Annotated in this window: 14 protein-coding genes and 1 tRNA gene; 9 read left to right on the forward strand and 6 right to left on the reverse strand. The window is 59.6% G+C overall.

Translation table 11 applies throughout. The annotated features are described in order from the left end of the window. Nucleotides 1-69: 69 nt before the first annotated feature. On the reverse strand, nt 70-1,119 hold the full coding sequence (locus XX99_RS20155; RefSeq protein WP_050061224.1) for an NAD(P)-dependent alcohol dehydrogenase: 1,050 nt from the start codon (nt 1,117-1,119) through the stop codon (nt 70-72). Between the two features lie 253 nt (nt 1,120-1,372). On the opposite strand from XX99_RS20155, the gene XX99_RS20160 reads away from it, so the two are divergent. Together XX99_RS20160 and treZ are read left to right on the forward strand one after the other, a co-directional pair. Continuing rightward, nucleotides 1,373-2,143: a glucose 1-dehydrogenase gene (locus XX99_RS20160; protein WP_050061400.1), complete on the forward strand. Its 771-nt coding sequence runs from the start codon at nt 1,373-1,375 to the stop codon at nt 2,141-2,143. A gap of 152 nt (nt 2,144-2,295) precedes the next feature. Continuing rightward, complete coding sequence (gene treZ, locus XX99_RS20165) at nt 2,296-4,038, forward strand: malto-oligosyltrehalose trehalohydrolase (protein WP_050061225.1); 1,743 nt, start codon at nt 2,296-2,298, stop codon at nt 4,036-4,038. Nucleotides 4,039-4,050: 12 nt separating this feature from the next. Here treZ and rocF read toward each other — a convergent pair whose 3' ends face one another. From rocF to ggt, 5 genes are all read right to left on the reverse strand, one after another. After that, nucleotides 4,051-5,040: an arginase gene (gene rocF, locus XX99_RS20170; protein ID WP_082125773.1), complete on the reverse strand. Its 990-nt coding sequence runs from the start codon at nt 5,038-5,040 to the stop codon at nt 4,051-4,053. 101 nt (nt 5,041-5,141) lie between these two features. Next, nucleotides 5,142-6,512 carry an asparagine--tRNA ligase gene (gene asnS / locus XX99_RS20175; protein ID WP_050061226.1) on the reverse strand — a complete coding sequence of 457 codons (1,371 nt, stop codon included), beginning with the start codon at nt 6,510-6,512 and terminating at the stop codon, nt 5,142-5,144. A gap of 8 nt (nt 6,513-6,520) precedes the next feature. After that, on the reverse strand, nt 6,521-7,339 hold the full coding sequence (locus tag XX99_RS20180) for a sugar phosphate isomerase/epimerase family protein (protein ID WP_050061227.1): 819 nt from the start codon (nt 7,337-7,339) through the stop codon (nt 6,521-6,523). A 76-nt stretch (nt 7,340-7,415) separates the two neighbouring features. After that, complete coding sequence (locus XX99_RS20185) at nt 7,416-7,832, reverse strand: hypothetical protein (RefSeq protein ID WP_050061228.1); 417 nt, start codon at nt 7,830-7,832, stop codon at nt 7,416-7,418. A 25-nt stretch (nt 7,833-7,857) separates the two neighbouring features. After that, nucleotides 7,858-9,651, reverse strand: a complete 1,794-nt coding sequence (gene ggt / locus XX99_RS20190) for a gamma-glutamyltransferase (RefSeq protein ID WP_050061229.1) — start codon at nt 9,649-9,651, stop codon at nt 7,858-7,860. A gap of 96 nt (nt 9,652-9,747) precedes the next feature. On the opposite strand from ggt, the gene XX99_RS20195 reads away from it, so the two are divergent. The 7 genes from XX99_RS20195 (at nt 9,748) to rpsR (ending at nt 14,599) form a co-directional block, all read left to right on the forward strand. Next, nucleotides 9,748-10,830, forward strand: coding sequence for a 4-(cytidine 5'-diphospho)-2-C-methyl-D-erythritol kinase (locus XX99_RS20195; RefSeq protein WP_050061230.1), 1,083 nt, complete (start codon nt 9,748-9,750; stop codon nt 10,828-10,830). Nucleotides 10,831-10,853: 23 nt separating this feature from the next. Continuing rightward, nucleotides 10,854-10,927, forward strand: a tRNA-Gln gene (locus XX99_RS20200). 189 nt (nt 10,928-11,116) lie between these two features. Then, nucleotides 11,117-12,091, forward strand: a complete 975-nt coding sequence (locus XX99_RS20205) for a ribose-phosphate diphosphokinase (protein WP_197081921.1) — start codon at nt 11,117-11,119, stop codon at nt 12,089-12,091. Nucleotides 12,092-12,281: 190 nt separating this feature from the next. Beyond that, the gene (locus tag XX99_RS20210; protein WP_050061232.1) at nt 12,282-12,968 is read left to right on the forward strand and encodes a 50S ribosomal protein L25; all 687 of its coding nucleotides are present in this window, start codon (nt 12,282-12,284) and stop codon (nt 12,966-12,968) included. A 3-nt stretch (nt 12,969-12,971) separates the two neighbouring features. Beyond that, on the forward strand, nt 12,972-13,616 hold the full coding sequence (gene pth / locus XX99_RS20215; RefSeq protein ID WP_260315470.1) for an aminoacyl-tRNA hydrolase: 645 nt from the start codon (nt 12,972-12,974) through the stop codon (nt 13,614-13,616). A 74-nt stretch (nt 13,617-13,690) separates the two neighbouring features. Continuing rightward, entirely contained in the window at nt 13,691-14,152 is a 462-nt protein-coding gene (gene rpsF, locus XX99_RS20220; RefSeq protein ID WP_050061234.1) for a 30S ribosomal protein S6, read from the forward strand. Nucleotides 14,153-14,248: 96 nt separating this feature from the next. After that, nucleotides 14,249-14,599, forward strand: a complete 351-nt coding sequence (gene rpsR, locus XX99_RS20225; RefSeq protein ID WP_050061235.1) for a 30S ribosomal protein S18 — start codon at nt 14,249-14,251, stop codon at nt 14,597-14,599. The last annotated feature ends 99 nt before the right edge of the window (nt 14,600-14,698 follow it).

Consider the following 14,698-nt stretch of genomic DNA (forward strand, 5'->3'; position numbering starts at 1 on the left):
TGTGTCTGACAAACAAAACAAGGCCGCTGCCTCGTCAGGCAGCGGCCTTGGGAATAGGTTCTCCGGCAGTTACGCTTTTTTCAGTGTCGACATGTCGATGACGAAGCGATACTTCACGTCGGCCTTCACGACGCGCTCGAATGCTTCGTTGATCTTGTCGATGGAGATCACCTCCACATCCGAAGTGATGTTGTGCTCGGCGCAGTAGTCCAGCATCTCCTGCGTCTCGGCCATGCCGCCGATGATGGAGCCAGACAAGTTCCGGCGCTTGAAGAGCAGATTCCCCATGTGCACCGTTGGAGGCTCTTCCGGCAATCCCACCTGGCAGTAGACGCCGTCCCGCTTGATCAGCGGCAGGTATTCGTTGAGATCGTGCACCGCCGAGACCGTGTCGATGATGAAGTCGAAGCTGTTGGCCTCTTTTTTCATCGCGTCGGCGTCTTTGGAAATCACCACATCATCGGCGCCCAGGCGCTTTGCATCTGCGATCTTTGACGCCGATGTTGTGAACTGCACAACGTGCGCGCCGAACGAGTGAGCGAACTTCAGGGCCATGTGTCCCAGCCCGCCGAGTCCGACTACACCCACCTTCTTGCCTGGGCCAACCTTCCAGTGGCGCAGCGGCGAATAGGTTGTGATACCTGCGCAGAGCAGCGGCGCAACACCGGCGGGATCGAGTTTCTCCGATACGCGATGAACGAAGTGCTCGTCGGTGACGATGTTGTTCGAATAACCGCCCTGCGTCAGGTCGCCGTATTTGTCCTGGGCTCCGTATGTGAGCGTCATGCCTACTTCGCAGTACTGCTCTTCACCCGCTTGGCAGCTGGAGCAGGTGCGGCAGGAGTCGACGATTACGCCAACGCCGACGCGTTCTCCGGCTTTGAACTTCTTCACCGCGGAACCCACCGAGGTCACTCGTCCGATGATCTCGTGGCCGGGAATCATCGGATAGATGGCATTCTTCCACTCGTTGCGCGTGGAGTGAATATCGGAATGGCAGACGCCGCAGTATTCGATCTGGACGGCCACGTCGTGTTCCTTGGGGTCACGACGTGAAAAGCTGAAAGGCGCAAGCGGCGTAGTCGCCTGTTGCGCGGCATATCCCCAGGATTGAGTCATCTAAGAACCTCTTCAATCAATAAATTGGTTTGCAATCGAGAAATGAGCGCGGGAAAATCGCGCAAGAAAAGCGGCTTATCTGTAGATGAGGATAACCCTTGTGAAGCTTCATCGAATGGGACTGGACAAGATGATTTCATCGACAATTTTCAATGTCGATGCGGCAACAAAAGTCTTCGCCAACTCTTCATCTCTCTTCCGCAGCGGCCGGCATCTCATCAATAAATCACCCTCCCCAATCAGGAGAATCGAAATGCCCACACTGAAGGACCGCACCGCCATCGTCACCGGCTCCAGCTCCGGCATCGGCCAAAGCATCGCTGTCCGGCTTGCGCACGAAGGCGCGAACGTGGTGATCGACTATGCCGGGCATCCCGAAGGAGCCGACGAAACGCTTCGGCAGGTCACCGCAGCGGGTGCGAAAGGCATCGTCGTCCAGGCTGACGTGTCTAAGGTCGAAGCTGTCCGCAGCCTCGTCGACCAGGCGTGGAAGGCCTTCGGCTGCGCCGACATCCTGGTCAACAATGCCGGTATGGAAAAGAGATCGGATTTCTGGGAGACCGGCGAAGAAGACTACGACCGCGTCCTCGGAGTCAACCTCAAAGGTCCGTTCTTTCTCACGCAAGCTTTCGTCCAGCGCCTGCGAGAGGTGAAGAAGCCCGGCCGCGTCATCAACATCAGCTCCGTCCATGAAGACATGGCCTTCCCCGGCTTTGCCACTTACTGCGCCAGCAAAGGAGGCCTGCGCATGCTCATGCGCGACCTCGCCGTCGAGCTCGGCCCGCTCGGCATGACCGTCAACAACATTGCTCCGGGAGCCATCGCCACCCCGATCAACAAATCCCTGCTCGAAGACAAGCCAAAGCTCAACGCCTTGCTCGCGAATATTCCACTCGGCCGTCTCGGCACGCCGGAAGACGTGGCAAATCTCGTGGCTTTTCTCGCCTCGGACGAAGCAGCTTATGTCAATGGATCCACCTTTACCGTCGACGGAGGCCTCTCCCGCAACTACCACGAGCAATAGTGCCGCTGCCGCGGGCCTTACCGCTCGCACTCGAGACGTGGGATAGTTAAATCATCCAACGCGGGCGTCTTGCCCTTCGCTGCCTTATCGTGAAGTGAGGGGAAACCAGCCGGGCCGGCATCGAATCCAAACGAAATCAGGATTGAGACTTCATGCACAATTTCAGAATTTGGGCTCCGGCGGTTAAGTCCGCAGCCGTCAAGATCGACGGCTCCATAACGCGTCTTCGGCCTGACCATGGTGGCTGGTGGCAGGTTCCGGTCCACTTCGCGAGCCACGGCACCGACTATCAATTCATCCTCGATGGCGACGGGTACGCTGTCCCCGACCCACGCTCGCCTTGGCAGCCGCAGGGCGTTCATGGTCCTTCGCGCATCCTCGATCACAGCGCCTTCACTTGGACCGATCAGCAATGGCAGCCGCCCTCCTGGCCCGAGGCCATCGTCTATGAGCTGCACATCGGAACCTTCACGCCGGAGGGCACACTCGATGCCGCCCGCGAACGTATCGATTACCTCAGAGATCTTGGCATCACGCACGTGGAGTTGCTCCCCGTCGCTGCCTTCCCCGGCAAGCATGGATGGGGCTATGACGGTGTCGACCTCTTCGCACCGCAGGAGTCCTATGGCGGTCCCGAAGCTCTGAAGCGATTTGTAGATGCCTGCCATGCGAATGGGCTGGCCGTCCTGCTCGATGTGGTCTACAACCACTTCGGACCATCCGGCAACTACGTCGGCCGCTTCGGACCTTACTTCACTTCGAGCCACCACACCCCCTGGGGCGATGCCGTCAATCTTGAAGACGCAGGCAGCCACGAGGTGCGCCGCTTCTTCTGCGACAACGCTCTGATGTGGCTCCGCGATTATCACTTCGACGGCCTGCGCCTCGACGCGGTCCACGCCTACATGGACCGCTCTGCGATCAACTTCATGGAGCAGCTCTCCATCGAAACCCGTGCACTCGAAGCCGAAACCGGCCGCCAGTATGTTCTCATCGCGGAAAGCGATCTTAACGATCCGCGCGTCGTCTCGCCGCGCAACGAGAACGGCTACGGCCTCGATGCCCAATGGAGCGACGACTTCCATCACGCCCTGGTCACCATGCTTACTGACGACCGCAGCGGATATTACTCCGACTTCGGCTCCATCGCCGATCTCGCCAAGTCTTTGAAGCAGGTTTTCGTCTACGACGGCCGATATTCGCAGCATCGCGATCGCATTCACGGCCGTCCCGTTGCGAATCTTCCGGCATGGCGCTTCCTTGGCTATGCACAGAACCACGATCAGGTCGGCAATCGCGCCGGCGGCGAACGCCTCTCGCACCTCACCACGCCGGGCCGCGCCCGCATTGCTGCTGCGTTGGTTCTTACAGCGCCTTTCGTGCCCATGCTCTTTCAGGGCGAAGAGTGGGCCGCGTCCACACCTTTCCAATACTTCACCGACCACGAGGACAAAGAGCTAGGCCGTTTGGTATCCGAAGGCCGCGCAAAGGAGTTTGCCGCTTTTGGATGGAAGCCTGAAGATGTCCCCGACCCGCAGGATTCGGCCACGTTTGAACGCTCGAAGCTGGCGTGGCAAGATCTCCAGGAGCCGGGTCATCAGGAGATGCTGGCCTGGTACAAAAAACTTATCGCACTTCGCCGCGGCGTCCCCGAGCTGACCGATGGATCGCTCGCCGATGTTGAAGTCCTCTTCAGCGAAGAGCAGAAGTGGCTCACCATGCGTCGCGGCCAAATATTCTTCGCCTTTAACATCGCCGAAGAGACCGTGCGCCTAAGCGTGCCCACGGGCGCAAAACTCATCCTCGCCTCCTACGGCGGAATTGTCGTAGAGCAGGACAGCCTGAGCCTTCCATCGGACTCCGTCGCCATCCTGCGAATTCAAGAAGAGAAGTGAGTCGCAGCAGATCTAGAGGATCTTCTTGCCGAAAGCCGAGGAAATCAGCTCGACCGCCAACTCTGCCGTGCGATTGCGCTCATCGATCACCGGATTCACCTCGACGAGCTCGAAGCTGACCATGCGTCCGTGGTCGGCGATGATTTCCATCGCGAGATGAGCCTCGCGATAGGTCGCTCCGCCGCGCACCGGAGTGCCGACTCCGGGCGCGTCTTCAGGATCGATCCAATCCATATCGAGCGAGACGTGATACCCGGCGGTGCCGCGGCCGGCTACACGCAGGGCTTCTTCCATCACTGTGCGCATGCCGCGTTCATCAATGTCGCGCATCGTATAAACCTCGGTCACGCCCGCGCGCTTGATGTTTTCCTTCTCCGTGGCATCGATATCACGCACGCCGATGAGAACCGTGTTCTCAGGCTCGATCTTGGGCGACCAGTCGAAGATATCCGCGAGCGGCGCAGGCCCAAGTCCCAGCAAGGCGGCCAGCGGCATGCCGTGAACATTGCCGCTCGGCGATGTCTCGGGCGTGTTGATGTCGGAGTGGGCGTCGATCCAGATCAGCCCGATCTTCTTCTTCTCGCGGCGAAAGAACTCGGCCACACCGGAGACGGTTCCGGCTGCTACGGAATGATCCCCGCCTAGCACCACGGGAGTCATGCCTTCTTCAAGCGAGCGGACCACCATCTCGGCGGCTTTGGCGCAGGTCTCGGTGATCTCTTTCAGATAGCGCGCGCTCTGCTCGCCGATCTGCTTGGTTTCGGCGATTGCGACCGCAATGTTGCCGCCATCGTTCACCTCGTGGCCCAGGGCCTCGAGCCGCGCTTCCAGGCCAGCGACCCGCACCGCCGACGGGCCCATGTCCACGCCCCGGCGCGATGCGCCTAAGTCGAGCGGGACACCGATGATCTTGATCTGTCGCGGTGGTAGCGATTGAACGCCGCCATGGGATGAGCCTGCTGCCGGCACTGCTCTTTCTGCTGCTTCACTTACTTTGGCCATGCTGCTTCCTTGCGTGCGGGCTGGAGCCCGCATCTACCTTCTTCTGTACCTGCCGTTGCTGCACCTATCGCTTCCGCACCCGCAGCTTCCACACCTGTCAATTACGGATAAATGCGATTCAGGGTGCGAGCGAAGGGGATGGTTTCGCGCACGTGATCCAATCCGCAGACCCACGCCACCGCGCGCTCGATTCCCATGCCGAAGCCGGAGTGCGGCACCGATCCGTAGCGGCGTAGGTCGAGGTACCACTGGAAGGCGTCGAGCGGCAGATGGTGCTCCTCGATGCGCTGCTTCAGCAGATCATAGGAAGCGATGCGCTGCGAGCCGCCGATGATCTCGCCATAGCCTTCGGGCGCGAGCACATCGACGCAGAGCGCGTACTTCGAGTTCTCAGGATCGGGCTCCATATAAAAGGCCTTCACCGCGGCAGGATAGCGATGCACCATCACCGGGCGATCGAACTGCGAGGAGATGAAGGTCTCGTCGGGCGATCCGAAGTCGTTGCCGTATTCGAAAGGATGTTCGAGCACGCCCTTGGCGTGCGCATCGTTCAGCATCGCAACGGCGTCGTCGTAGCTGACGCGCGGAAAGGGTGCCTTGATCGCTTCGAGCTTCGCCGTGTCGCGCTGAATGACTTTGAGGTCGGCCGCACGCCGTGTGAGCACGCGATCGACGATGAAGCTGAGGAACTGCTCGGCGAGTTCCATCAATCCGTCTAAATCGCAGAACGCAACCTCGGGCTCGACCATCCAGAATTCAGTGAGATGACGGCGGGTCTTCGATTTCTCCGCGCGGAAGGTCGGTCCGAAAGAATAGACCTTGCCCAGTGCGAGGGCGGTGCTCTCGATATAGAGCTGGCCGCTTTGCGTGAGATAGGCTTCGTCGCCGAAATACTCCACCGGAAAGAGCGTGCTCGTTCCTTCGCATGCCGCCGGCGTGAGGATGGGCGGATCGGTGAGAACGAATCCGCGATCGTCGAAGAAGTCGCGCGCGGCCTTGATGATCTCGGCGCGGATGCGCAGGATCGCGGCCTGGCGAGGCGTACGAATCCAGAGGTGGCGATGCTCCATCAGGAAGTCGGTGCCATGTTCCTTGAGCGAGATGGGGAAGGGCGCGTCCTCCGGCACGCGCTGGACGACCTCGATGCCTTCGACATCCAATTCGTAACCGCCGGGCGCACGTTTATCGGCGCGGACCTTGCCGGTGACGATTACGCTCGACTCCTGGGTGAGACCTTTGATGGCCTCGAAGACTTCCGCAGGCACGGCTGCCTTGGGCACAATGCCCTGAATTGTCCCGCTGCCGTCGCGAAAGATGGGGAAGAGCAGCTTGCCGCTCTCGCGCAGATTGTAGAGCCATCCGCGGAGGGTGACGCTCTGGCCTTCGTATTCGCCGATTCTGGCGATGGTAGTGAGGGGCTTGGTATTTGTCGCTGCTTCGGTTACAGATTCGGTCTTTGTCTCTTCGGTCATGCCTGTTCCTAAAATTTCTCGAAGGCTTTTGCGGCCTTCTGGGCTACGATCTCTGGATTTTCTCCGAGCGTGTAGTGAATTTCCAATACTCCGGCTGGCGATTGCGGAGCCGATTTCAATCCTTCAAAAGTCTCGTCCCAGCCTATGGTGCCATCGCCTGGCCACAGGTGCTCATCCTTTTGGCCGTTGTTGTCGTGCAGATGCGCGGTGCGGATGCGCGGCTTCAACGAGGCCAGCGCCGCCGCCACGCCGTCGTTCAAGTGCGCATGGCCCACATCCAGACATACCCCGATGTCGGTGAAGTGTCCGGTGTTGAGGATCTCCAGAATGTAGGCCGGCTGCGCGACGCTATTCTGCAGATTTTCGACCAGGAGCTTTACACCCAGCGGATTCGCAAAGGCGCGCAAATGCTCGAGCGCAGTCATGGAGAACTCAAGAGCGCGCGGACTCCACGTATCGTCGCGTTCGCCGAGGTGAACGACGAGAAAACGAAAGGGAATCTGCTCGGCGACCTCCAGCGCGCGCTTGATCTCGTCCATGGCATCGATGCGGCGCGACTTGTCGGGATGAATCACATTCACCGCGGGCGCGCCGGCGCGCCCCATCTCGTGATCGGGATAGAGCGGCGCGTGCATCGAGAAGGCTTCCATCGGATTGGAGCGAAACCAGTCGGCAAACTCGCGAACGACGGTGCGGTCGCTGTAGTCGATGTGCTGGCGCGCAGCAAAAAGCTCAACTCCCTGCGCTCCCGACTTGAGGAGCGTATCCAGCAGGCCGGGATGCAGGCGTTGGCGGAGAAAGACGTGCGACGAGATAACCTTCAGCATGAATGAGACCTAAGCAACCTTCCAGCCTATTCTCTCATTGGACTTGCCGTCGATACAGATATGCGCCGAAACCTCGTTAGCTCTCTCTAGTTTCATTCTTTCTTGCGATTCGGAGCCAAATGAGACGCTGGGGTATGGACTGTGCTCCGAGATCAGATCGAAGATCGTCTCGAAGGCTTATTAGCAAGGGATTCAGTTCAGCCTCGTGCTTGGTTCCAAGAGCTGTGGCAAATTCTTGAACTAATCTGACCTGCTCTGGCGTGCCGAAAAGCTGAATGTCGGCGACAGCTTGTTCGACGTCATCGGCAACCTCGTACAGGCGAGGATGATTATTGGCCTTTGAGAGAGCACGAAAGACAGTTACGAGATACTCGATCCGCTGTTCCCGTCTCCTATTTACTTGATCTCGATGACTAGTAAAAAAATGACTGAGAGATACGACAATCAGTGCGACTAAAGCAGGCACAATGATCTGCAACATCGTAAAGGTCATTGATGCGTCTCGGTTTTGCATGGGATCAATATCCCGCGGCCTTGCCGAAGTGGTGGCGATGATCCTGGCCGCCTTCGAGCTCTCCGCTTTCCGGATCGACAGCGATGCACTCTCCATCGCTCCAGTGGCCGCCGATTTTGAGCTGATAGCCCATGGCGCGCAGCCCTTCAACGGTCGAATCCGAAAAACCCGGCTCCATGGAAAGCACATCGGGCAGGTACTGGTGATGGAAGCGAGGCGCGTCGACAGCCTGCTGAATATTGAGCCCTTCGTCGGCCACGCTCAAGAAAATGTTGGCCACTGTGGTGATGATGCGGCCGCCGCCGGGCGATCCCAGAACGAAGCGGACTTTGCCGTCCTTGAGGACGATGGTGGGCGTCATGCTGGAGAGCGGGCGTTTGCCGGGTGCGATGGCGTTGGCCGGTCCCTGAATCAGCCCGAACATGTTAGGCACTCCTTGTTTGGAGGCGAAATCGTCCATCTCGTCGTTGAGCAGAAAGCCCAGGCCCTCCGCGGTGACCGCCGACCCGAAGCTGTTGTTGAGTGTAGTGGTCACCGACACCGCATTGCCATCCGCATCCATCACCGAGAAATGCGTGGTCTGGGTTGACTCGTGACGAACATCGCTCATCGTCGGCGGCGGAGGCAGAAATCTTGCGGGACGCTTCAGGTCTTTCGATGGCGTCGCCTGATCGTCGACGATGCTGGTGCGCCAAGCTGCCGCATATTTCGGATCGGCAAGCTGATCGATAGGGATCTTCACATAGTCCGGATCGCCCAGGTAGTCGGTGCGATCCATGTAGGCGCGCCGAAAGGCTTCCACAATGAGGTGCATCTCGTCGGGGGTGCGATCTTTCCAGCGTGCCAGGTTGTAGCCATCGAGAATATTCAGTGTTTCGATAAGCGCGATGCCACCCGACGATGGCGGCGGTGCGCTGACGATGGTGTATCCCTTGTAGCCGCCGGTGAGCGGCTCTCGCTCCTTGACAGAGTAACGAGCCAGATCTTCGGCAGTGATCAGGCCGCCGCCCTTGTGGATGTCGGCGACGAGTTTCTTCGCGATGGAGCCGCGATAGAAGTCATCGGGGTTGCCGGCGATGGTGCGCAGCGTGGCTCCTAGCTCGGGTTGCTTGAAGCGGTCTCCTGCCTTGTAGAAATCTCCATCGCGCTGGAAGATGCGCTGCGACTCGGGAAACATGGTCAGCGTCGTGTCATGCAGTTCGTTAGCTTCTTCGTCGGTGAGCACAAAGCCTTCGCTGGCCAGCCGGATCGCGGGCGCCATCACTTTGGCTAGTGTCAGCGCGCCATATTTTTTCTCCGCATAGACCATGCCGGCAACGGAGCCGGGAACGCCGATGGCCTTATAGCCGGTGATGCTAGCGTCGGGAATGACATTGCCCTGGGCGTCGAGATACATATCGGTCGTTGCACCCTGAGGCGCTCGCTCGCGGTAGTCGATGAAGGTGTCTTTGCCTGAGGCGCTCCCGTGTTCTGCGAAATGGACCAGCATGAATCCGCCTCCGCCAAGATTGCCCGCGGCGGGATGGACGACGGCCAGCGCGAAGCCTGTAGCCACTGCGGCATCCACGGCGTTGCCGCCTTCCTTAAGGATCTCGACGCCGGCATCGGTCGCGAGGTGGTGAATGCTGACCACCATTGCGTGCTTGGTGCGAACCGGCTGCTCGCCGGCCAGCCTAGCGGCTGTGGCCTCCTTCTTCGAGTCATCCGGTGCGGCGTCTTGTGCGTGGAGCGCGAAGGATGAAAGAAGGAAGACAGCGAGGGCGAGGGAGGTTAGGTGCTGAGAAAGAGGTCGCGGCATGGGATAGTCGGTAGTCTAGCGCGGAATTTTCCGTCGACTAAGGGAATTGCCGTGGCATTCAACCCATCTTGCCGGGCTCGCTACAATGCGAGAGGCATGCCTACGACAGTCCGCTCTTTTTCGAAGATCAATCTCGGTTTGGCGCTGGGACCGGCGCGTGCGGATGGATTTCACGGGCTCACCACCCTTTATCAGACGCTTGAGACGCACGACCTGGTGACGGTCGAGGCGCGTCCTGCCGCGGCTACCAGGATCACGCTTACCAGCGACGACCGGAGAGTTCCCACCGACGCCCGTAATACGGCATGGAAGGCCGCGGAGTTGACCCTGTCCGCGTCTGGAGTCGCCGCCGACGTGGCGATCCATATCGAAAAGCGGCTGCCCATCCAGGGTGGGATGGGAGCAGGGTCGGCCAACGCGGTTGCGGCCGCGGTTGGTCTCGAAATCGAGCTGCAAAAGCATGGGATTTCGCCTCTCAGCGGTCCGAAACGGTTGGAGATCGCTGCACGCATCGGCTCGGATGTGCCGCTGTTTCTTATCGGTGGAGCGGTTCTGGGCGTGGGCCGCGGCGAAGAGGTCTATCCCATGCCGGACTTTGCGCCGGTTCATTGCGTGGTGGCGCTGCCTGAGATCGGAGTCTCCACTCCGCAGGCTTTTCGGGATTGGGATGCGCTGCGTCCCGCCGGTGACAGGGAGCCGGGAGCAGGGAAGGGCGAGACCGCATCAGCTCCAGCATTGACCGGCGATAGCCCATCCGATAGACTCGAAGAGTTGAGTAGGAGCCTCGCTGCGGCATTGTGCGAGCCTCACTCCTCCGGTGTCTTCACTTTAGGTGGGGGCCTGGCCGTGAAATCGGGGTCCTTAGCGAACTCGTTCGCTGGGGTGAACAGTCCGCTTCTCGCGCTTGTCCGAACCGGGATTGAAAACGACTTCGAAGAAGTTGTCTTTCCTAAGTATCCCTTTCTCGGTGAAATCAAGCGCATTCTTGCGGCCTCGGACTTTCCGGAGCAGGCGGCTCTTTATGCGTCGCTTTCCGGCTCCGGCTCGGCTGTTTTCGGGCTGTATGAGACGGCAAGTGCTGCGGAAGCGGCTATGGCACGGCTCGAAGAGCGGGGAATTCGCTCCCTGCTGACAAATACGTTGCCGCGCGAGTCGTATTGGCGCAGCATGATGGTGTAGCAGGCAGTAAAAGGGCCGATTACTGGGCGATCGACTAACGGTAGGTCAAGTGCCTTTGGAGCACTTTGTCTAGGTTCGAATCCTAGTCGCCCAGCCAGTAAGGTTTTGTCGTAGAAGTACCGGCTTACCGGCCGGTTCGTGGCAGCCCTGGCAGCAACACCGCCAGAAACAATTTGGGCAGGACAACCAAAGCCAACCAGCTTGGGAGGATCTTGTGAAGAACGAAACGGTGTTGGAAGCGGAAGCAGTGAACCAGGCGGCACAGCCGGAAGATCGGCAAAAGCCGGTGGCAGAGAAGAAACGGGCTCGTTCCTATAGCGACGACAAGCGCTTCAAGATTTTCTCCGGATCGGCGAACCGGGCTCTGGCGCAGGATATCTGCAAGCACATCGGGGTGGCGCTGGGTGAAACCAAGATGCAGCGCTTTGCCGATGGCGAGGTCTACTTCCAGCTGCTGGAAAATGTTCGCGGCGCGGATGTTTTCGTGGTGCAGCCCACCTGCAATCCGGTGGACCAGCATCTGGTGGAGCTGCTGATTATGATCGACGCGCTGAAGAGAGCGTCGGCAGGCCGCATCACCGTGGTTGTACCGTATTACGGCTATGCCCGGCAGGACCGTAAGGACCGGCCGCGTGTGGCGATTTCGTCGAAGCTGGTTGCCGATCTGTTGACCACCGCCGGTGCGAACCGGGCGCTGTTCATGGATCTGCACGCGGCGCAGATTCAGGGATTTTTCAATATCCCTGTGGATCACATGTTCGCGAGCCCGGTGATGGTGGGTTATTTCCGGGAGCTGAACCTGCCGAATCTGACCGTGGTTTCGCCGGATGCGGGAGGCGTGGAACGCGCGCGCTTCTTCGCCACCAAGATTGGGGCTCCGCTGGCGATTGTCGACAAGCGCCGGACGGATATCAACGTGACGGAAGTGATGCATGTGATCGGCGATGTTGCGGGCCGGACATGCCTCATCATCGACGACATCGTCGATACCGCCGGCACGCTGGTGAAGACAGTCGACGCGCTGCTGGCGCAGGGCGCGACTCAGGTTTATGCGTGTGCTTCGCATCCGGTGCTGTCTGGGCCGGCCATCGAGCGTATCGCGAAGTCAAAGCTGGTCGAGCTGGTGGTCACCGACTCGATTCCTTTGACCGAAGAGGCGCAGAAGGTGCCAAAAATTAAAGTGCGTTCGGTGGCCGGCCTGCTGGCCGCAACCATCGAAGGCATTCACATGGAGACCAGCGTAAGTTCGCTGTTCAACTAAGAAGCAGGGAATAGGGTTCAGGCAACACAGGGTACAGGCGAGGGTTGGGCGTAACGTCCAACTCTACAAAATCAACGGAACCCGATGAGGGTTCACGGAAGGGAGCGGAAAACTCAGCGAATCGGTTGCAGGCGGACCTTACTGCCTACACCCTGTTCCCTGTTTCATCCGTGCCCGAAGGGAAAAGAAAATGATTAGCCAGGAAATCGTCGCCGCCACGCCCCGTGAGGGCAAGTTCAACAAAAACGCCGCTCGTCGCGTTCGCGTCCGAGGCAAGATTCCCGCCGTCGTTTACGGCGCAGCCGAGCCGGCCATTGCCATTGAAGTCGATCCCAAGCAGATTCAGAAGATCCTGCACTCGGACTCCGGCCACAACTCGATCTTCGATCTCGAAATCACCGGTTCCACGGCCAAGACCAAGGCCATGATCGTCGATTGGCAGTACGAGCCGATCAAGGGCAACCTGATTCACATCGACCTCAAGCGCATTGCTCTCGACAAGGCCATTCGCGTCGAGGTGCCGATTCAGCTTACGGGTACTCCGGTCGGCGTGAAGACGCAGGGCGGCATTCTCGACCAGGTGTTGCGCGAAGTTGAAATCGAGTGCCTGCCTGGCGATATTCCGAGCCACATCAACGTCGATGTCTCGAACCTGGCCCTTGGAGCAGTGCTGCGCGTTGCCGATCTGCCCCATGGCGACAAGCTGAAGTTCCTGAGCGATGAGGATACGACCGTCGCCCACGTGATCTCGATCAAGGAAGAGGCGGCTCCGACGGCGGATGCGCTGGCTGCCGGAGGTCCTGCCGAGCCCGTGGTCGTAAAGAAGGGTAAGGCTGAGACAGCGGAAGGCGCCGCGGATAAGGGCGCAAAGAAGTAAGCGTTGGCAACGGCTGAGAGCACAAGTTCAGGCGTGCTGCTGGTGGTCGGTCTCGGGAATCCCGGAATTGAGTACCAGTTCACGCCGCACAATGCGGGCTTTCTCGCTGTAGACCGAATCGCCGATGACTACCGGGTACAGGTGGCCAATCGGCGATGCAGGGCTCTCACAGCAAAGATCCGGATTGCCGGCCGCGAAGTGATTCTGGCCAAGCCGGAGACCTTCATGAACCTGAGTGGTCTCTCGGTGGCGGCGCTGGTCGAGGAGTTTGAAGTCGATCCGCTCCGCAATCTGCTCGTGCTGTACGACGAGCTGGCTCTGCCCCTTGACGCGATGCGGGTACGCGAGCGCGGTTCGGCGGCGGGGCACAATGGGGCCAAGTCGATCTCCGGTGCATTGCGGTCTGACGATTGGGCGCGCATCCGGATCGGCGTTGGACCGGATGCAACTCCGGAAAGCGCATTTCGGCGCGGCAAGGATTACCTGCTGACGCCGCTGCGTAAAGCGGATTTAGCTACGCTCGACGAGGTTCTCGATCGGGTGGAGCGGGCAGTGGAGATGGTGGCGGCGCAGGGAGTCAAGGCCGCGATGAACGAGTTTAACGGTTTTAAGAAAGACGGGCGCGAGCAAAACGGCCCGGCGGAATAAAAGCAGCAGAAGCAGAAATTTGTCCGGTCACGGTTGCGAATTGCCGCCGCGCCCAAAGAAAAGAGAAGCAGAGTATGGATCGTTTCTATGAAGTAATGTTTATCGTCCGTCCCGATATCGAGGACGCTGACGTGGACAAGCTGATCGCCGGCTTTGAGCAGACGATTATCAATGGTGGCGGAAATCTTCGCTCCACCGAAAAGCTGGGCCGTCGCAAGCTCGCCTACACCGTCCGCAAGTTCAACGACGGCAACTATGTGCTGCTCACCGTCGATGCCGATGGCAAGCTGGTGGCCGAGCTCGAGCGCCGTCTGCGCGTCTCTGAACCGGTGATCAAGTTCATCACCGTGCGCATGGATGAGGAAGAGAAGCGCCTGAACAAGATCAAGGCCATTCGCGCCACGCGCAAGAAGCTGAGCGCGCAGGTGCCTGCTCCTGTTGCTCCTGCCCCTGCCGCCGCTGCTCCTGCTCCTGCAGTTGCCGCTCCGGTTGAGACTGCGGAAGCACCAGCCGAGGCTACACAGGCAAGCGCCTAGTAGCAGAATTGCAAACGAGATATGGTTCGGCGATAGCCGGCCCCGATGGAAACCGCGCACTCTCGACGAGCTCGCGGAGAAGGATAGAGGAAATACATGGCTGACGAAACAACACCCCAACGCGCTCCCGAATCTGGATCGCACTCCAGCGGACCCCACTCCAGCGGACCCCGCCCGGGCGGCCCGCGCTCCGGCGGGCCCGGTGGACCTGGTGGTCCCGGCGGACGCAAGTTTTTCCGCCGCAAGAAGGTCTGCAAGTTCTGCACCGAGAAGATCGATGCGATCCCTTACCGCGATGTTCGCTTGCTGCAGGGCTTCGTCGCCGAGCGCGGTAAGATCGTTCCCCGTCGTCTGACCGGTGTCTGCACCACGCACCAGCGCCGTCTGACCCGGGCCATCAAGCAGGCTCGCAACATCGCTCTGCTGCCGTTTGCAGCGCGCTTCTAGGTTTTGGATCGAGCGCGGCAGATTGGATCGATAGCCGCGTATGCAAGCGCAGTGAGCCAGGCGGACGAGTGTGCAGGTTTGTGTTTGCTAAACCCTGTT

The sequence above is a fragment of the Silvibacterium bohemicum genome (genome assembly GCF_001006305.1).
Taxonomy (GTDB): Bacteria; Acidobacteriota; Terriglobia; order Terriglobales; family Acidobacteriaceae; genus Silvibacterium; species Silvibacterium bohemicum.